This is a genomic window from Mycobacterium paraffinicum, assembly GCF_001907675.1.
GTDB lineage: Bacteria > Actinomycetota > Actinomycetes > Mycobacteriales > Mycobacteriaceae > Mycobacterium > Mycobacterium paraffinicum_A.
This window is the reverse complement of the sequence record NZ_MPNT01000001.1, coordinates 147,964-172,186: the sequence shown is the minus strand read 5'-3', so window position 1 is coordinate 172,186 and position 24,223 is coordinate 147,964. Positions and strand designations below refer to the sequence as shown.

Genomic DNA, 24,223 nt, shown 5'->3' with positions numbered 1-24,223 from the left:
AAATGACCGGACTGCTGCAAGATCGCGTTATCGCTATTACCGGGGCCGGGCGGGGGATCGGTGCCAGCATCGCGGTGATGGCCGCCGCAGAGGGGGCGCGCATCGTGGTCAACGACCTCGGCTCGGCGGTCGACGGGAGCGGGGCCGACAAGGAGACGGCGGCCGGTGTCGTGGCGCGGATCACCGAGGCCGGCGGAGTCGCGGTCGCCAACAGCGGCGACATCTCGGACTACGACGACGCCGGTGCGCTCGTCCAGCAGGCTGTCGACTCCTACGGCCGGCTGGACGTCCTGATCAACGTCGCTGGAATCCTGCGCGACAAAATGATTTTCAACATGACACCCGAGGAGTGGGCCGCGGTCATCGCCGTCCACCTGCGCGGTACCTATAACACGACCAAGCACGCGAGCGTCTATTGGCGTTCGCTCAAGCAAGCGGATGCCCATCACCGTTTGATCAATTTCACGTCCGGCTCGGGCCTGCACGGCGCGCCGGGGCAGCCGAACTACGCGGCGGCCAAGATGGGAATCGCCGGGCTGACCTATTCCTGTGCCGCCGCACTGAAAAGGTATGGCGTCACGTCGAACGCAATCAGCCCCGACGCGAGCACCCGGATGACCGACTCGATGGGCGAGCATCGGCGCGAGGACCAAGACGTGCGCTCGCCCGACAACATCGCGCCGATCGTGCTGTACCTCGCTAGTGAACGCTCGGACTGGTGCAACGGTCAGATCCTGTACACGTCCGGGCCCGACATCGGTCTGTTCAACGTCCCGTCGCTGGTCAGTGAGATATTCACGGACGGCCCGTGGGAACTGCCCGCTGCCTTCGATCAGATCGAGAGTGCGTTCCCGTCCGCCGTCATGCCGAACCGTGTGCCCGCGATGACCGGCGCCGCGACACCGAACGCGGCGCCGTGAGGCGTACTAACCGAGTTTGAAGACCTCGAGACAGTTGTCGTGGCAATAAGCCTGCATCGCATCGTCTTTCAGAGGTAGCTCGAGAGCGTCGCTGGCCGCGCGCTCGACGCTGAGCAGGGGGAAGTCCGACGCCCACATCACTTGGTTCTTGCCGCGGGTGTTCATGAAGTGGACGATCTCGCCCGGAATGTACTTCGGCGACCACCCCGACGTCATCAGGTAGAAGTTCGGGTGCTTCTGCAGCAGCGCAAGGGTTTCCAGGTGCCACGGATGGCCGATATGGGTTCCGACGACCGTCAACTCGGGGAACGCCAGCAAGATGTCGTCCAGCAAAGCCGGGTGCTGAAGCTTGGCGCTGCGCATCGGGCCCGGGAAGCCGAGGTTCATGGTGATCGGGACACCAAGCTCGGCACACTTCGCATAGATCGGGTAGTAGAGCGGGTGGTCATAGGGCTCACCAAACATCGCCGCCATGACGCGAATCGCCACACACCCGTAGTCCTTCACGGCCCGGTCGAGCTGTCGATAGGCCCGCAGCCCGCCCATCGGATCGATCAGGGCGCTGCCGTACAGACGGCCCTTGTGGTTGGTGGTCGCCGTCGCCATCTGTTCCAAGAACCCATCGAAAATGTCGTCGGGCTGCCCGGCGGTCGCCTGGAACACGCCACGCGGACGGGTGTCGGGATGCGACCAGCTGTGCAGCGCCGAAATGATTGTTTTCTCGACCCCGGTCGCGTCCATCATCGCCACCAGTTCCTCGGCGCTGGTGCCCGGCCCTCGGGATCCCCCACTGGTCTTGAACCACTTGTTGACGTTGCTGTTCAGGACCTCGTCAGCGAACTCGTTGACGAGCTCGTCCTTAGTGAGCATCGGCATGTTGGACCAGCCATCGATGAACTTCACGCTGAAAAGTCCTTTCTGTCCCGCCCGCCCGTTTTACGCGTGTGCGCAGTGACGAACTCGGGGCCGCGGGCGCATTTTCGACCGTCTGGTCGGTCAAATCTAACACATCGCGCGCGCCGCGAGCTGGACCTTAGAGCCTCATTGGCGATCACGCGTTGTTGACATGTATGCGGCTACTAATTGACCATGAGCTCATGGTTGATGACCAGCCGGTAGCGCCTCACGACGACTACGACCTGCTGACTCAGTACGAAGCCGGCAAGCGGCTGACCGATGACATCGAGCGCGAACGGCGGCTTTGTGACGACCTGCTGGGTGCCGAGGGGGAGGTGCACCGCTTACGGCTCAGCGCATTGGAGGACGCGGCGAGACGGCATCGCGAGTGCCGCCCGGCCGACCGGCCGACATTTTTCAACGCGGCCGGCGTTGTGGAACGGGTCCGAACAGCGAAATAGTGTCGCCCGCCGCCTCCGCGTAGCCGCTCATCCGAACACCCATCAGCGTGCTCCCGGACTTCATCGCCGGCTTATCGGTGGATGCGGCTGCGACCGGGCGTCGGCAGTTCGAGCGGCTGCCGGGCGGGCGGCCCGGAGGCGCGGTTGGGGTGCGCGAAAGACAGTGCGCCGGCGGCCGATTCCACGCCTGGGTGCTCCCCGTGGCGAGTGATGAGCGAGCCCGCCCGCCGCAGTATCGATGGGTGCTGTCGGTGTCGGCGTCGCCCATTTGCCCGTTGTCGATTCCGATCGTCGAGGGTGTTCCGGGTCCTGAATATACGCTGTATAAATAAGCCGTGGTGCCCGCCCCGCAGACCGAGTTGACCGACATCGCTGCCATCGAGCGGTTGCTCAATCCGGAGATCGACCGCGGCGAGAAGTTGGTCGTCCGAGAACCAAGCCTGATTCGGGTGTCCGGCTGCGCAGCGACGGCGCGGCACTACGTCCTGGAGTACGACCTGGCGCGTGCGCGGCTGGCCGACCTGCGATATGCGGCATGGCGGTTCGCAAAGGAAGCTGACGGGGCCTGGAGGGCGGTCGAAGTGAGTGAGGTCGCGGCGGGCGATGCCCGCGGGCCCGAGTTCCTCGGTGACGGACTCGACCGTGATTTCGCTGCCCTGGATGTGTGTTGCGACTACACCGGCGCCGTCGCGAACGCCCTTGACGCGGAGGCGATCCGAGCAACTCTGGCCGCCTACGGGCTGGCCGCCGACGCTGGCGACGCGGACCTGGTCGGCGCGCTGTACACCGCGGACACTGTGGTGGACATCGTCGGCGACCGCACGTATCACGGGCGCGAGAGTATGGCGGAGATGATCCGCGGCGACTTTCACCGTTCCCTGTTGCCGTGGGCCGGTCACACGATGGGGCCGGCCCTCGTTTCGGTCAGCGGTGACCGGGCCGTGTCGCTGCACGTGGCGCGCACCTACGGGCCGCCGCCGCGATCGGTGACTGACTTGTCACGGTGGAACCGCCGGCCGTTTCGCTACAGCGTGAACCGTTGGGAGCTGCTGCGCGGCGACGGTGGGCGCTGGCAGGTCGCCGGGCGCCGGTCATGCCCGGCTCCGGGTCCCGATTGGCGCGGACTGCTCGCCGAGGGTGTCAGCGAGTGGCGCGCTGCGACAGCTCATTTCGGCCAAGCGAAACCGCAATCCGCCGAGCTGGATGCGTTCCTTGACAGCAGGCGCGCGCTCGACGCCGTTACGGCCGCGTCGTTCGCCTTGACCGCTGATGCCCACACTCGGGCCTGGCCGCTCGCCGACGGGGCCCGGATCGAAATCGGTGAGCACCCTGGCCCGCGCACTGTCGGGATGCTACCGACACCCGGGGTCGTGCGCGTCGACGGCGGGTCCGCCGCCGTGACAAACGTCGTCGTCAGCTACGTCGATGACGGTTCGGGAAGGATCTGTCCATCCCGGCTCGACCGGTGCCGCTGGATCCTGGTGCGCGACGACCGGTCGTGGGTCGTCCGCGGTGTCCACGGCCGGCCCGCGGGTCAGTGACCCAGGGCGTCCGCGAGTTCCTTCAACCGCTGGATCGACGTGGTGATGTCTGCGCCCGGAGCCAGGACCCGCACCCAGTCGACCCCCGCATCGCGGTATTCGCCGAGTGAGCGGGCCAGTTGCGAATCGGCGATCCGCCCGAACAGCCCGGAGCAAATGGTCAGCGGAGCTAAACCCGTTGCCAAGCGTAACTTTTGGGCCTCGTCAATACGCTCGGCAAGGGCTGCCAGCGAGCCCAGGGCCGGTGATAGGGAGGTGGCCACCCGCGCACGCGGTTGGGGAAACGGCATCCACCCGTCGGCTTTCTTCGCGGCGCGTCGCATGGCAGCGGTGGAATTACCCCCGATCCAGAACGGCGGCCTGGGCCGCTGAATCGGGATGGGCCGGCAGACGTTTCCCGGTGCCGGAAAGGGGCCTGCGACCTCCACCACTTCTTGCCCGGTGAGCGCCCGGTACACGGCGTCCAAGCATGCGTCAAAGCGCGCCCCACGGTTCTCGAAACTCGCGCCGAGGGCCTCGAATTCGCCGCGCTGGTATCCCGACGCGATGCCGACGCACAGCCGTCCGCCGGACACAACATCCAACGATGCAATTGATTTGGCCAGCAGATACGGGTTGCGGTAGCCCGCCACCAAGACATCGGTGATCAGACGAACCCGCTGGGTCGCGGATGCCATAGTCGCCAGCGCGACGAAGGGGTCCAGGGCGTGGTGCCCGGTGGGCAGCCACGACGTCGTCGGGAACGGGTGGTCGGTGACCGAAATGCCGTCGAAGCCAGCCTCCTCGACAGCCGCGGCCCAAGACCCCAACGCCGCGCCCTGGGTCCAAGTCGCAGGATCGGCGCTCGCCTCGAACGGGAGTACCACCATGAGCTTGGGCAGGGTCACCGTGCCTCCTTGATGGGCGACTCGGCCGGAACCCTACGCGCCAGCATGCTGCTTTTTACACGGTATAGTACTGGTGCCGATGCGCCTCGGACCGACAACGCCCATTGACCTCCGAAATTTTTACTTTGTACAGTTACTCTCGGGCGGTGCAATACCGAGGTTGAACTTCTCGACGACGGACGGAGGCGGGCCGTGACGGCGTCCGACATCCGCTTGGGCGACATTGATCTCTTGGCGGGTACCTGGGGCCGGGGTGTCCCGCACGATCAATTCGCCCGACTGCGTCGCGATGCTCCCGTGTACTGGCATGCCGAGCCGGGCGACGGACGGGGCGGCCCCCAAGGCCGGGGCTTCTGGGCGATCACCAAGCACGCTGACATCAGGTCGATCAGCCATGACTACCAGCTGTTCTCCTCGGAACTCGGCGGCGCGCTACTAAAGGACGCCGGCGAGGACGAGCTCGTCAACATGCGGCTGACCATCCTGGGCATGGATCCGCCACGGCACAACCGTTATCGCAAGCTGGTGTCACGCGGGTTCACCGCGCGCATGGTGCAAAAGCTGGTCGACGAAATCGAGCGCCGGGCGGTGTTGGTTGTCGACGACATCTGCGAGCGCGGCGAAGTCGACTTCGTCAGCGACATTGCCGCCCAGGTGCCGGTGCAAATCATCTGCGAGATGATGGGCCTCGACAAAGAACTGTGGCCGCGGTTCATCGAGTTGTCCGACGCGATCATGGGCTCGCCGGACGACCCCGACTACACCGGGGGCGAGGACGGCCCGCTGTTGGCGTCGGCCGAGCTCTACATGCTGTGTGACGCCACCGCTGCGGACCGCCGCAAGAACCCACGCGACGACCTGATGACCGCGCTGGTCAACGCCGAGATCGACGGTGAACGGCTCAGCGACATGGAACTCAACCTGTTCTACGTCACGCTCGTCGTCGCCGGAAACGAGACCACTCGCAACGTCATCAGTCACGCGATGCTCGCGCTGATCGACAATCCTGGCGAAGCGCAGCGCCTTCGGGAGGACCCGTCGTTGTGGGACACCGGCGTAGAGGAAATGCTGCGGTGGGGGCACCCGATTCACAACCTGCGCCGGACCGCCACCCGAGACACCGCGCTCCGTGGCGTTCATATCCGAGCGGGCGACAAGCTGGTCCTGTACTACGCTTCGGGCAATCACGACGAAGAGGTCTTCGACGAGCCAGGCCGCTTCGATGTCAGCCGAACTCCCAACGACCACTTGACCTTCGGCGGGGGAGGCGTGCACTACTGCCTAGGCGCGAACCTGGCCCGGGCCGAGGCCCGCGCAATGATGCGCCAACTCGTGGAGAGGCTGCCCGACATCGAGTTGGCAGGCCCTGTCGAACGTTTGCACTCCGACTTCGTGCATGGCATCAAGCGCATGCCCGTGGCCTTTACGCCCACTGCGCCGCGGCGACCGAGCTAGTCCGAGGCGAATTCCCAGGGTGGCGGGGACGGCGGCGGCGCTGGCCCCGTCGGCGTCGATGTCGGCGAGCGCGGTCTCATTTCCGCCCACTTCGGGACCATTCTCTTACTATGTATAGTTGACTTGTCCGTGTGGCGTCGAATCCGCAACATGACGCGGAAAGGTGGGAAAAGCGGGTGACTCTTGACGCGAGGACACAATTGATTGTCGCCGAGATGTCGGCCCATTTTCCCGACCTGGGTGGCGCCGTCACCGACGCCCCGACGGCCCGGGCGATGCTGGCCGCTGCGCCGCGCCCGCCCGCTCCCGAAGTGCCGCTGCGCCGAGTCAACGACGTCGAACTGCCCGTCCCCGGTGCGCCGCCCGCTCCGGCGCGCATCTATTGGCCAGACCATGACGGGCCGCTGCCGGGGATCGTGTTCTTCCATGGTGGTGGCTTCGTGGTGAGCAGCGTGGAGGGCCACGACGCGTTCGCGCGCAAGCTGGCGGCCGGGGCCGGGGCGGTGGTCGTGTCGGTCGATTATCGGCTGGCACCCGAGCACCGCTTTCCCGCCGCCGTCAACGATGCCGTGGCCGCTACCTCTTGGGTATTCGACCACGCGGCCTCGCTCGGTATCGATCCGGCGCGCATCGCGGTCGCCGGTGACAGCGCCGGTGGCAACCTCGCCGCGGTCGCATGTTTGCGTGCCCGCGATCACGGCGGGCCGCCGTTGACCGCCCAGTTGTTGATTTACCCGGTTCTGGATGCGCGCCGAGACAGCGCGTCCTATCGGCGCAACGCCACCGGCTATTTCCTGACTGCCGCCCACATGACGTGGTTCTGGGACCAGTATCTCGATGGTGCCGACCCCGACGACCCCGACGTATCCCCCTTGTGCGCGCCCAATTTGACCGGGCTGCCCCCGGCGATCATCGTCGTCGCCGAGCATGACCCCCTTCGCGACGACGGGCGGACCTACGCCGAATTGCTTTCCGGTACCGGCAATGACGTTCGGCTGTTGGACTATCCGGGAATGTTCCACGGCTTTTTCGGGCTGGTCGATCAGCTGCCCGCGGCGCGCCAAGCCAACGACCAGGTGTTCGCCGCCCTGCAAGAGATCTGGACTGCGAAGCCGTCGGACACACACGGGAACCGGTCATGAGCGCCCCTGAACGCGAATCAGATTTCGACGTCGCCATCGTCGGCGCGGGGTTCGGCGGACTGTACGCCGTGCACCACCTGCGCCAGCTCGGCCTTCGGGTGGTCGCCCTCGAAAAGGGGGACGGCGTCGGGGGCACCTGGTATTGGAACCGCTACCCCGGCGCCCGCTGCGACGTGCCCAGTCTTGAGTACTCCTACGGTTTCTCCAAAGAACTCGTCGAAAAGTGGGAGTGGACCGAGTTCATGGCCGGGCAGGAGGAGATCGAACGTTACCTGAACTTTGTGGCCGACCACTTCGATCTGCGGCGGGACATCAGGTTGGGCGTCGAAGTAGTGGGCTGCGCCTTCGACGAAGCCAATGCAACGTGGGATCTGCAGAGTGCCAACGGCGATCATTACCGCGCCGAGTTTCTCGTGATGGCCACCGGCTCGCTGTCGGTACCTATCGAGCCCAAGTTTCCCGGCGCGGAAGACTTCACCGGTACCTGGTTGAGCACCAGCAAATATCCGCGGCGCCGACCGGATCTCTCCTCCTCCCGGGTTGGCCTGATCGGCACGGGCTCCTCGGGCGTGCAAGTGGTCACCGCGCTCGCCGAGGACGCCGGCCACCTCACGGTGTTCCAGCGCACGGCAAGTTATGTCTTTCCGTCGCACAACCGCCCGATGGACCCGGCCATGCAGCAGCGGGCCAGAGACCTGCACGACGAGCTCCGGCCGGTACAGCGCCAAACTGCGTTGGGGCTAGGAGGTTTCGCGGGCTTCACCGGACCGCCGCAGGGGACCGAGCCGATCCTGGGATCCACCGTTGAACAACGCCTGGCAGTCATTGAGGAAAAGCAGTGGATGGCGTCGCGCGTGTGGTCGGATGTGTCCAAGGATCCACAGGCGAACGAGCTCGCCGCGGAGATGTACCGGGAGATGGTCCGGCGTACCGTGCGCGATCCTGAAGTCGCCGAGGGGCTATGCCCGCGTGGTCTGCCGTTGGGCTGCAAGCGGGTGATCTTGGCCAACGGCTACTTCGAGGCATTCAACCGCGACAACGTATCGCTGGTCGACCTGCGCACCGACCCCTTAGTCACGGTGACTCCCAACGGCATCCGAACCGAGCGCGGTCACCATGATCTCGACGCCATCATCTTGGCCACCGGATTCGACGGCATGACAGGAGCTTTGACCCAGATCCCCATCACCGGTCGGGGCGGGCGGAAACTGAGCAAGGTGTGGGCCGAACACGGGGTCAAGTCATTGTTGGGGTTTCAGGTCGCGGGCTTTCCCAACATGTTCACCCTGTCCGGACCCGGCAGCACGTCGGTGTTGTCCAATGTCGTTGCCAATCTCGAACACCACGTCGAGCTGGTCGGAGAGTGCATCGCTGAACTGCGCCGCCGCGGCGCTCGGACGATCGAGGCGTCCGCCGACGCCCAGCAGGCCTGGTCCGACCGGGTCAATCAGCTTGCCGAAGGCACGATGTACACCGCGGCCAGTTGTCATTCGTGGTACCTGGGCAGCAACGTCACGGGCAAGCGCCGCCAACTGCTGGCCTACGTCGGCGGCTTCGACAAGTACATCGCCGAATGCGACGCCATCATCGCCGACGATTACGCGGGGTTCGTCTTCGACTGAACGATTCAGTCGGTCGACAGTGTTATCGCCCGTTCGGGGCAGGCCAACGCGCCCTTGTGTGCCGCTTCACGAAGATCGTCCGGGACGTCGTGTCCGTCCGCCGCACAGTATCCGACGTCGTCGAGCACATATACCTCGGGCGCCACCGCGGCGCACAACGCATGTCCGCTGCACAGATCGGTGTCAACGTGGATCCTCATGTCAGCTCCCCGGGGGTGAAGACGACGGGGATGCTAGACCAGCCGCCGATCATGGCCCACGACGGATACTCCACCGCACCGTCGCCGTCGATTTCGAAGTCGGGTATCCGCTGCAGCACTGCGGTGACCATCTCGGTGAACTCGACGCGCGCCAAATGCGAACCGGGACAACGATGCCGGCCCATGCCGAACGACACGTGTCGGTTCGGGAAGCGGTCCGCCTTGAACTCGTGCGGATCGTCGAATGCCAGCTCGTCGTGGTTGGCCGAGACCTCGCTGAGCAGGATGCGGTCACCCGCGCGCATCGGGCAGCCGGCGACGGTCGTGTCGCTCGCCACGGTGCGCGTGTGGGTGCGTGCCGGCGGGTAGTAACGCAGGAACTCTTCGGTCGCGGTCGTGAACAACCCGGGGTCGTCGCGCAGCGCGGCGCGCAGCGCGCGGTCCTGGCCGAGGTGGACCAACGCCGCGGACACCAGCGAAGTCGTCGTATCGACACCGCCGCCCAGCACCATGAAGACGAGCAGGGTCGCCATGGTGTCATCGATAGGCGCGCCATCAACGGTCGCCCGGGCGATGACGGTCAGTGCGTCCTCGCGCGGTTGCGTGCGCCGCTTCGCGAGTTCGTCGGCGACCGCATCCAACACCCCGGCGTACCGCGGGAGCGCCTCTTCGCGGGTGGGGTGCCCCGGCGGGTAGGCGCTGACGTCGTGGAACACTGTTGCCACCGGCAACCACTGCGCTGGCGCGAATCCCAGGAACTCCATGATCACGGCGGCGGGCACTGGCACCGCGAGATCGGTCACCAGGTCGCATCGCCCCTGTCCGATCACGTTGTCCAGGAACCGATTACTCCAATACCTGGCACGGGGTCGCAGTGACTCGGCAACGCGCGGCGGCAGCAGTTCGGCGATGATCTTGCGGTAGCCCTGCCATTGTGGCGGGTCGAGCTCCTCGGGAACCAGCAACGGTGCGGGCCCCGCGCTGACGGCCACCGAGGACAGCTTCGGATTAGTGCGGGCCGAGGAGAAAGTCTCCCAGTCCCGGAATGCGGCGCAGACCTCTTCGTAACGGGTCATCATCCACAGCCCGTCATGTTTGTTGCTGCGTACCACCGGACCCATGCGTCGGGCCTCGCGCCACGAATCGTTCGATTCCGACCTCGTCGTTGCCTTGAACACGTCGAAGTCCATGACCGGGATTTCGCTGACCTCGGAAGAATCGGCCGTCATGGAAATGCCTCCTGGGTTCGCGAAGCCCATCCTGCGAGGGCATTTTACATAGTAAAGTAATCGCGCGGTCGGAACACTCGAAGGAGGCGTCGAATTGAGGGGACTCCCACTGCACCATGTGGCGTTGACGCCGTGCGACCACGAGCAGAGCCTGCGTTTCTACTGCGACGGTCTCGGCCTGAAGGAGTTGATCGACCTCGACGGCTTGACCGGCAACTGGAAGCATATTTTCGGCGCCCCGGCCGACGAGTTGCGGTCGATCTTCCTGGGCAGCCCGGATTTCGGGAATGCCGGGGTCGTCGAGCTCGTGGTCTTCCCTGGCGACAACGCCGGCGGTCGTGGGCAATCAGCTCCCGGCATTCTCGACGGATTTTTTCTGCTGTCGTTCTACGTCTGCGATGTCGAAGCGACGATCGCCAGGCTCCAGGGCCTCGGCGTCGCCAACGATGTCCGGACCACCACGATCGGCGAGGGCGAGAGTTCGTTCACGGTGGGGACCGTGCGAGATCCCGACGGCGTGCTGATCGAACTCGTGGGACTGCCCCCCGAGCAGGGCTTCGGGGATTGACTAGCTGCCCGAGGGGAGCACAGGGTGAGCATCCTGATTACCGGCGGCACCAAGGGAATTGGGCTCGCCATCGCCGAGCGGTTTGCCGCGCCGGGGGTGGAGGTTTTCGTGGCGTACTCGACCGACGTCGACGCGGCCGATAAGGCCGCCGCAGCGATTGCCGACAACGGCGGCGAACCGCACCTGCTGCAATGCGATGTGGGCGAGGCGGGTGAGTGCCGTCGGCTGATCGAGTGGGTCGCCCAGCACACACCGGCGCTGCACCAAATCGTGCACTGCGCGGTCGCCGCGCCATGGGGTCCGCTGCTAGATGTTCCCGCCGCCGACGTGATGCGCTCGGTGCGTGTCAACGGGTTGGCGCTCATCGACCTGGTCCGGGAGGCGCGGCCACTGCTCGCCCGGGGAGCGGTCGTGGTCGCCGTGTCCAGTCGTGGCTCGTCGACGGTGATCCCTGGCTACGGGCCGGTTGGCATTGCCAAAGCCTTGATGGAGGCCGCGATGCGGTACCTCGCGGTTGAGCTGGCGCCCAAGGGCATCAGGACGCATGTCCTCGAGGTGACGGCGGTGCTGACGCCGACGTATCGCGCCATCGTGCCGAACGCCGAGCAGCGGATCGCAGAACTCGGCGCCAGCTCGCCGTCGGGCCGCGGCGTTTCCACCGATGACATCGCCGACGCCGTCGAGTGGCTGGCTTCGGATCGCGCTCAGATGCTGACCGGGCGTTCCATCGTGCTCGACGGCGCCGCCAATCTCGTAGTCTGAGGCGACGTCGGTCAGCTCGCTCGGGGAGCGGCTGGGCGGACCCGACCAGCGAAACGGCTCGGCATTAGCAATGTTGGAGCCGGTGGACACGCGCCATGCTGTGGGGGTCACGGAGCCCCGCCCGGCGAGCTGGGTCCGGGTCACGTGTCGGGCGTGGACGAGGCGGAGCCCCTAAGGCCTCTTCGGCAACGCCACCGCGGGCCTGCAGACGCATATTTGGTTGCCGCCCTTGCGTTTAGCCACGTACATGGCGCTGTCGGCCGCATGTATGAGTTGACCTATGACCGATGGCGGATCGGTGATCTCCGTCCATCGGATCAAAGCCGCCCCGACGCTGGCGGTCACCGGATGCGGCAGGTCGGCGATGGCGTCGCACAACTGCCGAGGTAATTCTTCGGCCGACTCCGCCGTCGCCGCGTCGAGGACGATGAATTCTTCGCCCCCGAACCGGCCGATCAAGGCGCCGCCATGGACCTTCTGGCGCAGGACCCAACCGATCGCCGCAAGTGCCTGGTCCCCGGCGACATGCCCGAAGGTGTCGTTGAGCGTCTTGAATCTGTCTAGGTCGATCATCGCAACGACGAGGTGCATATCGGCAGGCGGCGAAGGCATCAGCGCGGTCGCGCGTTCGTAGAATGCCCGGCGGTTCAACACCCCGGTGAGAGGGTCGTGATCAGATCGCACCACGTCAGCACCCAGGGTGCGCATGATGGTTTGGATGGCCAGCGGAACCGCGATGCTCAACTCAATGACCAGCCACAGTCCAATGGCCGCCAAAACGGCGTGATGGCCAGCACTGACGCGCCATGCGCACACGGCTCCGGCGGCGATAGCCACGGCAATGTTGAAGAGGATGGGTTTGGTGCTGTGGAAAAACGCCAGGTATCCGCCGACGATTACTATTCCGGTGCACCCCATGAGGGCGATCGCTGGATCCGGCTGCAGCACGCATCCCGCGGCGATGAGCACGCTGCCGAGCAGGCCCATAGCCAAGGACTCCTTTCGGGTGGGCCAGCGTCGTATCCACAAGATCGTGTAGCCCAGGCCCACGGCGACAGCCAGGATGCATATGCCAAGTGAATACGGGTGCCAAGTGCCTCCCGCCGAGAAGATCCCTACCGGCATGAGCATCAGGGCAGCCGAAACAAGGGCCATCAACAGCCGAGTCGGCCAGGCTAGTCCACGTGCCTGCAAGTATTTCGTCAGCCACTCGTATTGATCGGTTTGCTGCCACCAGCCGACGACCGAATCCGTGGCCGGGCCTCGCTGCCAAACGTTTGGTCCAGGCTCGCTGCGGCCTCCCCATCCACCGGGTTGCATAGCTCAGCGTAAAGATTCGATACCCAAAGCGGGGGCGATCTTCTAGATCAACCGTCCGTGACGCCGCAATTTGCTCTGTGCTCGACGGATGTGGCGAGGTCGGCGAGTAAAGCTGTTCAGGGTCGGTTGATGGTCGACATTTCTGGCCCCGATTGATTGGGAGCGATCCACCAACCCGTCGTGGCCCAGTGTTGCTGCTGTCGCACGAATGCGGCTGGGGACCGCCGGCGATGACCAGAACCCCTAGCGCTGCTCCGAAGTCGACGCGGAGGAACCCTTCTGAGCGCGATGGCCGCCATCGTCAGAGTCGCCTGAGCCAAAAAGAAACCTGTCGGCGATCGCATGCTCGTTGCGTATGGACATCTCTTGGGCGGTATTGAGCCAGAGTCCGTCAAACCCCGCCGAATGCATGCCGGCGTGGATAGCGCCGATGTTTCTCAGGTCCTGTGAGGGCAGCTCGCCCCAGCTGTCGTGATCCTGCCAGCGCTCGAAGACCTGCCATTGCGTCTCGGGCACCTCGCCGGGCGCAAAATGCTCGAGAGAGAACATTTCGAACGTGCACCGATTCGGGTCCTCCGCGTCGGGCAGCACGCGGTATCCCAGCAGGCAGGACTTCTCGACGAGGATGACCATGGTCGGAAACATGTGCCAGTCGCCGTTCCCGGCGAAGTACTGTTCCATCGACATCTGTGGGAAGTCCACGCCTTCGGCACGTGCCAGTTCCTCGCACATCTGGTGGTACAGGACAAAGGGTGGGACGTCGCTGGGTTCCATTGTGGCCAGCTTCTGCGCGGCCCGATAGTCACGTTCGGTGACCAGCGATCCGACCTCCAGGTATTGGTACTTCATCGAATTGGCGAACACCTCGGGTCGGGCCGCCTGTTCCTGGCGGCCCTTGTCGCGACCGGCGTGCTCGGGGCGTTGCGTGTAGACGAATCGGGAATGGTTCTTATACGTGATGGTTGGGGTGTACGGAGCGTAGACATACTCCTGCGGCGATGCGGGCTCCGCCGACGGCCGCGGCCCCTGTGCCGATCGCATCGTCTGCGGATGGGTGCCGGGTGTGTGGTAGCCCTCGATGAAGGCGTCGATGACGGTCTTCCAGTTGGCCGGCAAGAATGTGCGCTTGCGCCAGCGGTAGCGCATGTCCTGCAGCCGGAACGGTTCCAGCGCGGTCGGAAGCGGGTCCAGCCACTCGAGGAGATCCGGCGGGTCGTCGGCCATGCTGACGAACACCCAGCCACCCCAGGTTCCAACGGCGACGGGACGCAAGCCCCACTGTTGGCGTGGACGCGGAGCGAACTCGTCGCGACACGGAACGAAGGAGGACCGGCCATCCAAATCGTAGCGCCAGCCGTGAAACTCACAGCGCAACTCTTTATCGGCCGAACATCCGCTGCCGCGCACAACTTTCATGCCGCGGTGGGCACAAGTGTTGTGGAATGCCTTGACGCTGCCGTCCTTTTGGCGCACCACGGCAATTGACTGCCGGCCGATCGTGTACTCGTAGAAGCAGCCGGCAGCCGGGACTTCTTCCTCGCGACACGCGGGCTGCCACACCCGGGGGAACAATCGCTTGAGCTCGAGGTTCAGGAATTCTGGGTCGATGTACCGGCTCTTGGGCACGAAGGTCTCACCGCAGGCGAACTTTCGGGGCATCCGCTCGGTGGCAAGCTCGGTCATTGTCTCACTCTTCGTCGGCTCAGCTGGACGGTGGCTTGTCAAAGATGTTGGGATACAGCACCGCTTCCTTGAACGACGACTCGATCTCGGCGAACGCGGTCGGGATGTCCCACGTCCCCGACGTCGACACGATCTCCCGTTCGACGACTGGATTGGACATCAGGCTGATCCTGCCGTTGCCGGCGAAGATCACGCGACGATTGAGCCAGTCGGACTGCTCGCTGGCCAGATACACGACCGGAGGCACGCAATTCTTTGGCGAAAGGCGAACGTTCGAGTCCGAGTAATCCATGCTGCCGCCGCCTTTGATGCCCTGCGTCATCCGGGTGCCCGCGATCGGCGCGATGGCGTTGCAGCGCACCCCGTAGTTGCGCAGCGCGTTTGCGCACGAAAAGGTCAGGCCGACGATGCCCATCTTGGCCGCGGCGTAGTTCGGCTGGCTCGGCGCGCCCTGCAACCCCGACATCGACGTGAAGGTGATCAGCCGGTACTGCCCGCCCCGGTTTTCCCGCCACCAGGCGGCCGCGTGGCGCGTGACATTGAACGTTCCTTTGAGGTGCACAGACACCACCGCGTCCCAGTCCTGCTCGCTCATTTTGAAAACCATGCCGTCGCGAAGGATCCCAGCGGCGTTCACCACGACGTCCAAGCCTCCGAGCGTCTCTGCGGCGTGGGCGATGAGATCCGCGCATGCGGCGAAGTCGGTGATGTCAGTCGTATCGGCGAATGCCTTGCCGCCACGGCTGGTTATCGCCGCCGCGACGCTCTCGGCCGGACCGGAGTCGTGTCCGGTCCCGTCGACGCCGACGCCCGCATCGGAGACCAGGACCGTCGCGCCCTCGGCTGCCAAGCCCTCGGCCACCGCGGCGCCGATCCCCCGCCCGGCGCCCGTTACCAATGCGGTCCGTCCGTCCAACACACCCATCGTCATTCAGCTCCTCGTGGCCTCGCCCTAGTACGAGCATACAGAACACCCATACAATATCTGTACAGCTGTTTTGTTCGGGCTACTCGAACCCCCACTCCGCATAGCGGCGCTCCAACTCGGCCATCGCCTCCCGGCCGCCGCGGGCGCCGCGTTCCTTCATGAAGTTGAACTCGTCTTCGCGCCACATGAGGTTGCTGAACACCGTGTGGCCCATCGGAACCCAGTCACCGAACTGCGCCATCCCGACGGCGTGCCAGAACGCGATCAGAGCGTGCTTTCCCACCATCAGGCCGTCGGCCGAGTGGTGAGCGATTGCGCGGGCATACCGCAACGCTTCGTCGCGGAGCCGCTCGGCGGGCACCACCGACGTGGTTACCCCCCACTCGTGCAGTTCGTTTGCGGTCACCTTGCGCCCGGTGATCATCGCCTCATAGCCGCGGTTGGGTCCCAGTTTGAGCAGCGCGAGCGGCATGGCCGTGGAAAAGCCCGCGAACCCGATGCGCGCCTGAGGGCGGGCAAGGTACATGTCGTCGGCGACGACCAGAATGTCGGCGGCCAGGGCCAGATTCATCCCGGCACCCAGCGTGGCACCCTGGCAGCCGGCGATCACCGTCTTCGGAAACTCCAGCCAATTGGTCAGGTGCCGGTGCAGGCGTCGGGCGTTGCCCAGGCGCGCGGTCTGCGGCAATCGCTTGCCCTTGCGCAGTCCCGCTTCTTCCACCGGGAGTCGGCGCACGTCGTCGCCGCTACAGAAGTCCTTGCCCTCGGCCAGCAGCATGACGACCTTGACTTCGTCGTCGTCTTCGGCGCGGTCCAGCCGCTCCTTGAAGAGTTGATGCATTCCGGGCGACAGGATGGCGTTTCGCCGTTCTGGCCGGTTGATGGTGATCTGCGCGATGTGCGGTTCGACAACCTCATAGCGGACCCAGTCCTCGTCGACCTCGAATTGGCCCTCAGCGGCGGTGTCGGTGTCCATCCGCCCTCCTTCGCGCGTCGGCGGTACATAAGTACACTAGTCGATCAACTGTCACATCTGGTGATACGGTCGGCGAATGCCAACATTCACGGTCACCAAGCGGCTCGCCGCGCCACCGGACGCGGTGTGGGCCGTTCTTGCCGACTTCGGCAACGTCGATTGGATCCCCGGACCCAGCGATGTCAGGGTCGAGGGCGAAGGGCCCGGTATGCGGCGGTTCATCGCTGCGAGCACTGAGAAGCCGGTCGTCGAGACTCTCATCTGGATCAAGCCCGACGAACGCGCGCTGTCGTATGAGATCGCCAACAATCCGATGCCGGTCAGTCGCTTCGTGGCGGTGAACACCGTCTCCGAGAGCGCGGATGCCGCGGGGGAATCAATCGTGATCTGGGACATCGACTACGAACCCATTGGTGATGATTCCGCCGCACGCGATGCCATGGAGTCCGTCTACGGCTTGATGGCGGGCTGGGTTCAAGACTTCGCCCTAGCGCGCGAAACGGGATAGCACACTTAGACAGAAAGTGTCTAATAGTTTAGGATTTCTCAAGTGATTGATCCTCTCGATCTGGTACTCATCAGCGTCGACGACCACACCGTGGAACCGCCCGACATGTTCGTCGACCGAGTGCCCAGTCGCTTCGCCGACGACGCGCCGCGCATCGTCGAGGACGCCGACGGCGTCTGTTTCTGGGTGTACGACGGTCTGCAGCTGCCGAACATCGGGCTCAACGCGGTTGCGGGCCGGCCCAATGACGAATGGGGATTCGAGCCCTCGCGATTCACCGACATGCGGGCCGGGTGCTACGACGTCGACGCACGGGTGAACGACATGGATGCCTCCGGTGTGCTTGCCTCCCTGTGCTTTCCGTCGTTCCCCACCATCTCTGGCGCGCTGTTCACGTACCGCGGAGACCGCGACGTGTCCGAGGCGATGGTGCGCGCCTACAACGACTGGCACATCGAGGACTGGTGCGGCCGGCACCCCGACCGGTTCATCCCGATGGGGATCCTGCCGTTGTGGGACCCGGCCCTGGCCGCGGCCGAAGTGCGGCGCCTGGCGGGGCGGGGCTGCCGCGCGGTGACGGCTCCGCAGCACATCGGAAGTTACGGGCAGCCACCCTGGCAGGATCCGCACTGGGATCCGCTGTGGGACGCGATCTGCGAAGAGAACACGGTGGTGAACATCCACATCGGCACTGGCGGCGGGTTGCCCGTGCCGTCCGACCTGACCACCTATCTGGCCTATAACTCGATGCTGCCGATCGATACCCAGCGCTTCGTGGCCGACCTGTTGTTCTCGCCGATTGTGCGGAAATTCCCGTCCATCAAGTTTTCGTTGTCGGAGGGCGGCATCGGGTGGATTCCGTTCCTGCTAGAGCGCTTCGAGGACATCTACTCGCGCCAGCGGGCCTGGACGGGGGACGACCTGGGTGACGGACTGAGCCCGAGCGACGTGTATCGCCGCAATTTCATGTCCTGCTTCATCCGCGACCGGGTCGGCATCGAGATGCGGGAGCGCATCGGAGTGGAGACCATCTGCTGGGAGATGGACTACCCGCATTCGGACAGCAGCTGGCCGGATGCGCCCGAGCAGCTCGCCGCCCAGTTGGAGGGCTGCACACCCGACGAGGTCGAGGCCATCACCTGGCGAAATGCCGCCCGCGCCTTCGGATACACGGGCGTCGAGCGACGAGGCAGGGAAAACTGCACCGTCGCGGCGCTGCGGGAAAACATCGCCGACCTCGATCTGTCGGCGCCTAAGGTGGATGCGGGCCGCGCACCCAGGGCGGGCGCCACCGCGATCACCTACGGCGACATGAAGGTGCGGATGGCGTCGATCCTTCGCGGTGGGGCGTGAGCGAACCGGATTACGGGGTCGTCCTCACCGAGGCCGATCAGCAGTTCCGCGACGAGGTTCGCGCCTTCCTGGCGTCCGCACTCACGACAGACGTTCGCGGCTCCGGGCGCTCCGAGGGCGACCGGCTGCAGCGAATGCGGCTGTGGCAGAGTCGGCTTCACGATGCCGGCCTGGCAGCGATCTCTTGGCCCGTGCAGTTCGGGGGTCGCGGCGCCACGCCGGTGCAGCAGCTCATCTTCAATGCTGAGATGGCCGCCGCGCACGCACCAGAGCCCATCAACCGCAGCGCCGTCAACCAGCTCGGCCCCACCATCATTCAGTGGGGTACCGACGAGCAACGCCGACGCTATCTGCCGAAAATCTTGTCGGGCGAGGAAGTCTGGTGTCAGGGATTCAGCGAGCCCGACGCCGGAAGCGATCTCGCCGCTCTGAAGACCAGGGCCGAATTGTGCGACGACGAGGTGATCATCAACGGCCAGAAAATCTGGACGTCAAAGGCGCAGTATGCCGACTGGATCTACATCCTGGCGCGCACCGATCCGACAGCGGCCAAACACCAGGGGATCAGTTACATCCTTGTGCCCCTGAACACGACCGGGATCGAAGTGCGCCCGATCCGCCAGATCACCGGACAGGCCGAGTTCAACGAGGTGTTCTTCGATTCGGTGCGGGTGCCGGTCGCCAACCTGCTCGGGCCGCTGAACGGTGGTTGGCAGGTGGCCAAATCCACGCTGGGCTACGAGCGCGTCGGGCAGAGCCGCACCCACCGCATCGAACGGCGGTTGGGAATCCTCGTGCGGATGGCACAAGAACGGGGAGCGCTGGGGCAGCCGGGCCGCGATGACGGCTACGTGGCTGATCGGATCGTCGGTTTCGCCGCGCGAGTAGAGGCGTTGCGTCAAATTTCGGCGCAGGCAACCGCCGCGGGCGTCCGTGGTATCAGTCCCGGCCCCGAAGCATCGGTGGCCAAGCTGCTGACCTCGGAGGTCGACCAGGCGATGGCCGATTTCGGCCTGGACCTCGCCGGACCGGCCGGAACGCTGGAGCGCGGCTCGGTGGGGGCGACGAAGAACGGCAACGTCGCACAGAGCTACCTGCTGATGCGGGCCGCGACGTTCGGCGCGGGGACATCGGAGATCCAGCGCAACGTTATCGCCGAGAAGCTGTTGGGGTTGCCCCGTGACCCCTGACGGCCTGTCGTCGTTGAGCGACATCGCCCGGAGCGCAGAGGAACTGGGCAGGCTGCGCGCGTCTGCCGATGACATCCTGCGAAGGGCATGGTCGACTCGGGCATTTCGCGCTTTGCTCGACGGCCCGGGCGCGGTGTTCGACCCCAAGCTGTGGCAGACCATCACCGAAGTGGGATGGGCCGACGTCTTGGTCAGCGAGACCGGCGGCGGGGGAGGGGGTGGCCTTCGCGAACTGTGTGTCCTGGCCGAGGCCGCCGGCGTCGCGTCGGCGCCCGTCCCGCTCGCCGCGGCGGCGGTGGCCGGATGGTGTGAGGACCGCTGCGCCGACGGCGTCAGCCTGTTGCTGCTCGAGCGCGGCGAACGTGGCGCGACTGGTGTCTCGGGGGTATGGCCGCTCGTGCCGTACGGCGCGGTCGCCACCAGGTTGGTCGTGTGCGCGGGCACCGGGGCCGCCACCGTTCTGGGCGCGGTCGAACCCACCGCGCCGGGCGTACTCTGCGAACAAGTGACCCCGCTCGACCACAACCCGGCAGCACGAATCACATTGAACGACACGCCAATTCGGGTCATCGAGTCGGGCGAGTGCGCCGGACGTCGCCACCGCGAAGCGGTTCTGCGGAGTTGTGTCGCTCAGGTGGCCGAACTGGTCGGCATCGCGTCGGCCGCCAATGACGCCGCAACCGAATATGCGAAGCTGCGCGTCGCCTTCGGCCGCCCGATCGGCGCCTTCCAGGCGATCAAACACCGTCTGGTCGACCAGCGGTGCGCCATCGAAGTGGGGCGTGCGCTCGTCAACCGGGCCGCCGACGCCTGCCAGCAGCAGCATCCCGATGCCGCGGCCCTGGTATCGCTCGCCGCCTACTGGGGCATCGACGCGCTGCGGGCGGTGCCGGAGGGCGCCACCCAGGTATTCGGGGGAATCGCCTACACCTGGGAGCACGACGCGCACATTCACCTGCGCCGCGCGGCGACCGCGACGGCGAACCTGGGCACCCGCGTCTATCACCGAGACGTGGCCACACGGTGGCTGGCCGCGCGTCACCCGGCGACCGAGACCCGGGAGCGTGTGACGTGACCCCAAGGGGCGAAACGGGTTTCCTAACGGGTGTGCGGGTGCTCCAACTCGGCGACGGGATCGCCGGTTCGGCCGCCACGGCGCTGCTGGCCAGCCTCGGTGCGGAAGCGACGAAGGTGGTTAGTGCCGGCGCACCTCGTCGGGCGGGGCCTGTGATCGGGACCCCGGCCGGAGCGGTCGCCGCGGTCGACCTCACCCTTGATCGCGGCAAGCGAATCGTCCAACCACCGACGGACCTCTCAGCGTTGATCGGCGCTCACGACATCGTGATCGTCGATCATGGCCGTGCCGTCACGCCACCGGTTGCAGGGAACGCGGTCGTCGTGACGGTCAGCCCGTTTGGCCTTGACGGGCCGCGGTCGTCGCAGCCGGGCGGCGAGCTCGTCGCCCAGGCAGCCGGTGGCATGCTCGCGACGATCGAGGGGTCCGACGGAGCGCCCGTACCGGCGCCGGGCCATGTCGCGCTCAAGGCGGCGGGAGCCGTCACGGCACTGGCGGCACTGCACGGCCTCGATCGGCGCAACGACGGCCACGGCCCGGTGCTCGTCGACGTGTCGGTACAGGAGGCGGTCGCGTTCACCGCGGCGCTTCCTGAATGCGCGCACGTGCTCTATGGGTGCCCGGGAAGGGCCGGCAGCGGGCGTTACGTCGCGCCGTCTGGACTCTTTCCCTGCCGCGACGGTCTGGTCCGCATCACCGCCGTCGAGAACCACCAGTGGCGTGGACTGCTTGCGGCGCTGGGCCATCCGGCCTGGGCCACCGGTCTCGACGAACGCGAGGCCCGCATCGACCACGCCGATCTGATCAACCGACACGTAACAGCATGGGCGGCAACGCACGACAAGGAGGAATGCGCGGCAACGCTGCAGGCGCACGGCGTGCCGTCGACACCGGTGAATGCCGCCGAGGAGATCCTGAAATCACCGCAATTCGCCTTCCGGGGCACTCTCTCGACGGCGCAGCTCGGCGGTGTCGAACTCCACGTGCTCGAGTCGCCGTGGCTCACCTACGTTGGACACAGGTCGGATCACTGTCGCACCGGCCGCCTGAGCGACTTGCGGGTCGCCGAGCTGACCCACGTCTTGGCCGGGCCTATCGTCGGTGCGCTGCTCGGCGCGATGGGCGCCAGGGTGTTGCGGCTCGAAGATCCTCAGCGCCTCGACATCTACCGGCGTACGGGCCCCTTTGCCCGGGGTAAGCCCGGCGTCGACCGCGGTGCGTATTTCGCGGTGGCCAATCACTCCAAGCAGAGCTTGTTGATCGATCCCGACCGCGCCGCGGACGACGTCGCCGCGGCGTTGTCCGACGTTGACGTCCTCATCGAGAACGTCGGCAGCGCGCGACTCGCCAGACTTAAGGTGGACCCGGCCGACGTGGCCGGCTCGGGGAGGCTGGCCCTTCGGGTCTCCGGCTTCGGCTCGGAAGGCCCCATGGCCGGATATCGGGTCTACGCCAACAATGTTCAGGCTTATGGAGGGCTGGCCGGACTGACCGTCGGACCGGATGGAGCACCGGCGCGGCTCGGCACCGTGATCGCCGACCCGCTGTCCTCGGTCGTGGCCGCCGCCGTGGTCGCCGCGTGGGCCGTCGGCCCGGCGCGTGACACCGGCGCCACCGTCGATCTCTCTATGGCTGAGGTCGTCGCGTCCACTGTGGCCGAGTTCGTCGCCGCAGCCGCCGCTCCGGATAGCCGCGACGCAGGAGATTGCGTGCATCGCTGCGTTTATCGCGCCGGCGACGGCCGCTGGGTCGCCGTTGAAATCGCGGAGCCCGATGAGTGGACACGCCTGGCGGAGATCACTGCAGTATCCGATGATTTGCGGCATCCAACAATGGTCGAGATGCTGGCGGGCCTGGTTGCCGCCGCGTCGGCAGACGATGTCGCCGCGCGTCTGAGCGCGTCCGGTTTGCGCGCCGCGGCGGTGCAACGGGCCGAGAACCTGGTTGCGGATCCGCATCTGGCGATTCGCGGATTCTTCCCCGAGGTCGTTCACCCGGACCCGGACATCGGTACCGGTCGCCTGGTTGGGTTGCCATGGCGGTTCGTCGGTCAAGGACCTGTCCCGCTCATGCCGCCGCCGGCCCTGGGCAACGCAAACGCGCACGAAGGAGGCATGACTAATGTCCGATGATCGCCCCGCAACCGTGTGGGCGTCGGCCTTCGTTCCCGGGAAGTCACCGATCCCCGGGTACGGTCAGGACGGCTACAGCGTCGCCTGGGTCGACACCTCCGACGGGCGGCTGCAAGTGTTGGTATCCGGGCCTCAACCGGCCCCCGGCACCGTCGGCCGAGTCGTCGAAAATACGTTGGAGGACAACATTATCGTGCTGTTCGAGGCCCAATCAGAATGACGGGGACGCACGTCGCCGGCATCGGCGTCACAGCTTTCGGTAAACACGCCGACAAGGCGCTGGCGACGCTCGGCTTCGAGGCCGCCGAGGCGGCCCTGACCGATGCGGGTATCGGCTATGACGCCGTGGGCGAGGTGTTTGCGTCTTCCTCGATGGCGCCGCCCCAGACCGGCCTCAAGGTGGCACTTCGCCTGGGCCGCACCGGGGTTCCGGTGACCGCTGTCGAGAGCGCCTCGGCGGGAGGTATGGTCGCCCTGCGGCACGCCGTATGGGCGGTGGCCTCCGGTCGCTGCGACACCGCGCTGGCAATCGGCTACGAGAAGACCACGGCCCTGGAACCCGGCGGCGTGGTACCGGCGGCGGTTGACTTCTGGGACCGCTTTCCGCCCCAGCTCCACTACGCGATCGAGGCGAATCGGTGGCTGTATGAGACAGGTTGCGGCCCTGAGGTTTTCGGAGCGGTCGCGGCCAAGTCGTACAATCAGGCGCGGCACAATCCGCTGGCGGCGCGGCGCAACGACGACGCGGTGACGGTGGAGCAGGTCATGGCGGCGCGAATGGTCGCCGAGCCGCTCACCAAGATGATGTGTCACGCGTCCGTCGATGGCGGCGCGGCGATCGTCGTGACTGCCGGGCAGCGCCCCCGGTCCGTGTCGATCAACGCAATCGAGCAGACCAGCTGGCCGCGAGACCAGGCCTGGCCACTGGCCGGTCCGTGTGTCGGCCCACCGTCACAGATCACGCTGACCGCTCAGCGTGCGTTCGAGGCGGCGCGAGCGGCGCCGCACGACGTCGGAGTCGTGTCCCTGCATGACATGTGCGCCAGCGAGGAGGTCACCGCGCTGATCGCGCTCGGCCTCGTCGAGGTCCGGGATGTGGCCGAGCTCGCCCAGACGGGCGGCCTGGGATCCAACGGCAGGCTGCCGACCAACACCGACGGCGGCTGCCTTGCTCGCGGCCACGCGTTCGGTGCGACCGGACTGGCGCAGGTCGCCGAGGTGGTCAGTCAGCTTCGCGGAGAGGCGGATTCGCGTCAAGTTGCCGATCCCCGCGTCGGGCTGGCGCAGGCGATGGGCGGCGGCGGCTCCTGCGTCGTGGCTGTGCTGGGCCGGTGATTGTCGGCACGGCTGCGGCGCAGGCGCAACGGCTCGGCT

At 66.0% G+C, this 24,223-nt stretch carries 23 protein-coding genes; 15 read left to right on the top strand and 8 right to left on the bottom strand.

All coding sequences use genetic code 11. The annotated features are described in order from the left end of the window. Positions 1-2: 2 nt before the first annotated feature. Entirely contained in the window at positions 3-920 is a 918-nt protein-coding gene (locus BRW65_RS00820; RefSeq protein WP_073870122.1) for an SDR family NAD(P)-dependent oxidoreductase, read from the top strand. A 6-nt stretch (positions 921-926) separates the two neighbouring features. On the opposite strand, the gene BRW65_RS00815 is transcribed toward BRW65_RS00820, so the two are convergent. Continuing rightward, on the bottom strand, positions 927-1,823 hold the full coding sequence (locus tag BRW65_RS00815) for an amidohydrolase family protein (protein WP_073870120.1): 897 nt from the start codon (positions 1,821-1,823) through the stop codon (positions 927-929). Positions 1,824-2,017: 194 nt separating this feature from the next. Here BRW65_RS00815 and BRW65_RS00810 point away from each other — a divergent pair, with 194 nt between their 5' ends. Together BRW65_RS00810 and BRW65_RS00805 are read left to right on the top strand one after the other, a co-directional pair. Continuing rightward, complete coding sequence (locus tag BRW65_RS00810) at positions 2,018-2,278, top strand: hypothetical protein (RefSeq protein WP_073870118.1); 261 nt, start codon at positions 2,018-2,020, stop codon at positions 2,276-2,278. Between the two features lie 338 nt (positions 2,279-2,616). Further along, positions 2,617-3,819: a nuclear transport factor 2 family protein gene (locus BRW65_RS00805; protein ID WP_208611731.1), complete on the top strand. Its 1,203-nt coding sequence runs from the start codon at positions 2,617-2,619 to the stop codon at positions 3,817-3,819. On the opposite strand, the gene BRW65_RS00800 is transcribed toward BRW65_RS00805, so the two are convergent. Further along, positions 3,813-4,706, bottom strand: a complete 894-nt coding sequence (locus BRW65_RS00800) for a TIGR03619 family F420-dependent LLM class oxidoreductase (RefSeq protein WP_084187625.1) — start codon at positions 4,704-4,706, stop codon at positions 3,813-3,815. The genes BRW65_RS00805 and BRW65_RS00800 overlap by 7 nt on opposite strands. A gap of 192 nt (positions 4,707-4,898) precedes the next feature. Between BRW65_RS00800 and BRW65_RS00795 the strand changes: the two genes are divergently transcribed. The 3 genes from BRW65_RS00795 to BRW65_RS00785 all read left to right on the top strand — a co-directional run bounded on the left by BRW65_RS00795 (position 4,899) and on the right by BRW65_RS00785 (position 8,925). Next, positions 4,899-6,161 carry a cytochrome P450 gene (locus tag BRW65_RS00795; RefSeq protein WP_208611730.1) on the top strand — a complete coding sequence of 421 codons (1,263 nt, stop codon included), beginning with the start codon at positions 4,899-4,901 and terminating at the stop codon, positions 6,159-6,161. 215 nt (positions 6,162-6,376) lie between these two features. After that, positions 6,377-7,303 (top strand): alpha/beta hydrolase, encoded by a 927-nt coding sequence (locus BRW65_RS00790; RefSeq protein WP_073870115.1) that lies wholly within the window; start codon positions 6,377-6,379, stop codon positions 7,301-7,303. After that, positions 7,300-8,925, top strand: coding sequence for a flavin-containing monooxygenase (locus tag BRW65_RS00785; protein WP_073870113.1), 1,626 nt, complete (start codon positions 7,300-7,302; stop codon positions 8,923-8,925). Before BRW65_RS00790 ends, BRW65_RS00785 begins: the two co-directional genes overlap by 4 nt. Before the next feature lie 5 nt (positions 8,926-8,930). On the opposite strand, the gene BRW65_RS00780 is transcribed toward BRW65_RS00785, so the two are convergent. Both BRW65_RS00780 and BRW65_RS00775 read right to left on the bottom strand, forming a co-directional pair. Then, positions 8,931-9,125 (bottom strand): ferredoxin, encoded by a 195-nt coding sequence (locus BRW65_RS00780; RefSeq protein WP_073870111.1) that lies wholly within the window; start codon positions 9,123-9,125, stop codon positions 8,931-8,933. After that, complete coding sequence (locus BRW65_RS00775; RefSeq protein ID WP_073870109.1) at positions 9,122-10,354, bottom strand: cytochrome P450; 1,233 nt, start codon at positions 10,352-10,354, stop codon at positions 9,122-9,124. The genes BRW65_RS00780 and BRW65_RS00775 overlap by 4 nt, the downstream gene beginning before the upstream one ends. A gap of 94 nt (positions 10,355-10,448) precedes the next feature. Between BRW65_RS00775 and BRW65_RS00770 the strand changes: the two genes are divergently transcribed. Together BRW65_RS00770 and BRW65_RS00765 are read left to right on the top strand one after the other, a co-directional pair. After that, positions 10,449-10,922: a VOC family protein gene (locus BRW65_RS00770; protein ID WP_073870107.1), complete on the top strand. Its 474-nt coding sequence runs from the start codon at positions 10,449-10,451 to the stop codon at positions 10,920-10,922. 24 nt (positions 10,923-10,946) lie between these two features. Then, the gene (locus tag BRW65_RS00765; protein WP_073870105.1) at positions 10,947-11,684 is read left to right on the top strand and encodes an SDR family NAD(P)-dependent oxidoreductase; all 738 of its coding nucleotides are present in this window, start codon (positions 10,947-10,949) and stop codon (positions 11,682-11,684) included. Between the two features lie 171 nt (positions 11,685-11,855). On the opposite strand, the gene BRW65_RS00760 is transcribed toward BRW65_RS00765, so the two are convergent. The 4 genes from BRW65_RS00760 to BRW65_RS00745 form a co-directional block, all read right to left on the bottom strand. Beyond that, positions 11,856-12,671, bottom strand: a complete 816-nt coding sequence (locus BRW65_RS00760) for a GGDEF domain-containing protein (protein WP_244167941.1) — start codon at positions 12,669-12,671, stop codon at positions 11,856-11,858. A 576-nt stretch (positions 12,672-13,247) separates the two neighbouring features. Further along, entirely contained in the window at positions 13,248-14,687 is a 1,440-nt protein-coding gene (locus BRW65_RS00755; protein ID WP_073870103.1) for an aromatic ring-hydroxylating oxygenase subunit alpha, read from the bottom strand. A gap of 19 nt (positions 14,688-14,706) precedes the next feature. Next, entirely contained in the window at positions 14,707-15,618 is a 912-nt protein-coding gene (locus tag BRW65_RS00750) for an SDR family NAD(P)-dependent oxidoreductase (RefSeq protein ID WP_244167940.1), read from the bottom strand. Between the two features lie 76 nt (positions 15,619-15,694). Beyond that, on the bottom strand, positions 15,695-16,591 hold the full coding sequence (locus BRW65_RS00745) for an enoyl-CoA hydratase/isomerase family protein (RefSeq protein WP_073870099.1): 897 nt from the start codon (positions 16,589-16,591) through the stop codon (positions 15,695-15,697). A gap of 76 nt (positions 16,592-16,667) precedes the next feature. Here BRW65_RS00745 and BRW65_RS00740 point away from each other — a divergent pair, with 76 nt between their 5' ends. The 7 genes from BRW65_RS00740 to BRW65_RS00710 are packed head-to-tail and all read left to right on the top strand — an operon-like array spanning position 16,668 to position 24,184. Next, positions 16,668-17,099, top strand: coding sequence for an SRPBCC family protein (locus BRW65_RS00740; RefSeq protein ID WP_073870097.1), 432 nt, complete (start codon positions 16,668-16,670; stop codon positions 17,097-17,099). A 42-nt stretch (positions 17,100-17,141) separates the two neighbouring features. Continuing rightward, positions 17,142-18,452: an amidohydrolase family protein gene (locus tag BRW65_RS00735; RefSeq protein WP_084187622.1), complete on the top strand. Its 1,311-nt coding sequence runs from the start codon at positions 17,142-17,144 to the stop codon at positions 18,450-18,452. After that, complete coding sequence (locus BRW65_RS00730) at positions 18,449-19,642, top strand: acyl-CoA dehydrogenase family protein (protein WP_073870095.1); 1,194 nt, start codon at positions 18,449-18,451, stop codon at positions 19,640-19,642. The genes BRW65_RS00735 and BRW65_RS00730 overlap by 4 nt, the downstream gene beginning before the upstream one ends. Beyond that, positions 19,632-20,717, top strand: a complete 1,086-nt coding sequence (locus tag BRW65_RS00725; RefSeq protein ID WP_073870093.1) for an acyl-CoA dehydrogenase family protein — start codon at positions 19,632-19,634, stop codon at positions 20,715-20,717. Before BRW65_RS00730 ends, BRW65_RS00725 begins: the two co-directional genes overlap by 11 nt. 32 nt (positions 20,718-20,749) lie before the next feature. Continuing rightward, positions 20,750-22,849, top strand: a complete 2,100-nt coding sequence (locus BRW65_RS00720) for a CoA transferase (protein ID WP_073870091.1) — start codon at positions 20,750-20,752, stop codon at positions 22,847-22,849. Then, a complete protein-coding gene (locus BRW65_RS00715; RefSeq protein WP_073870089.1) occupies positions 22,839-23,069 on the top strand; it encodes a hypothetical protein in 231 nt (76 codons plus the stop codon). The genes BRW65_RS00720 and BRW65_RS00715 overlap by 11 nt, the downstream gene beginning before the upstream one ends. After that, on the top strand, positions 23,066-24,184 hold the full coding sequence (locus tag BRW65_RS00710; RefSeq protein WP_073870087.1) for a thiolase family protein: 1,119 nt from the start codon (positions 23,066-23,068) through the stop codon (positions 24,182-24,184). The genes BRW65_RS00715 and BRW65_RS00710 overlap by 4 nt, the downstream gene beginning before the upstream one ends. The last annotated feature ends 39 nt before the right edge of the window (positions 24,185-24,223 follow it).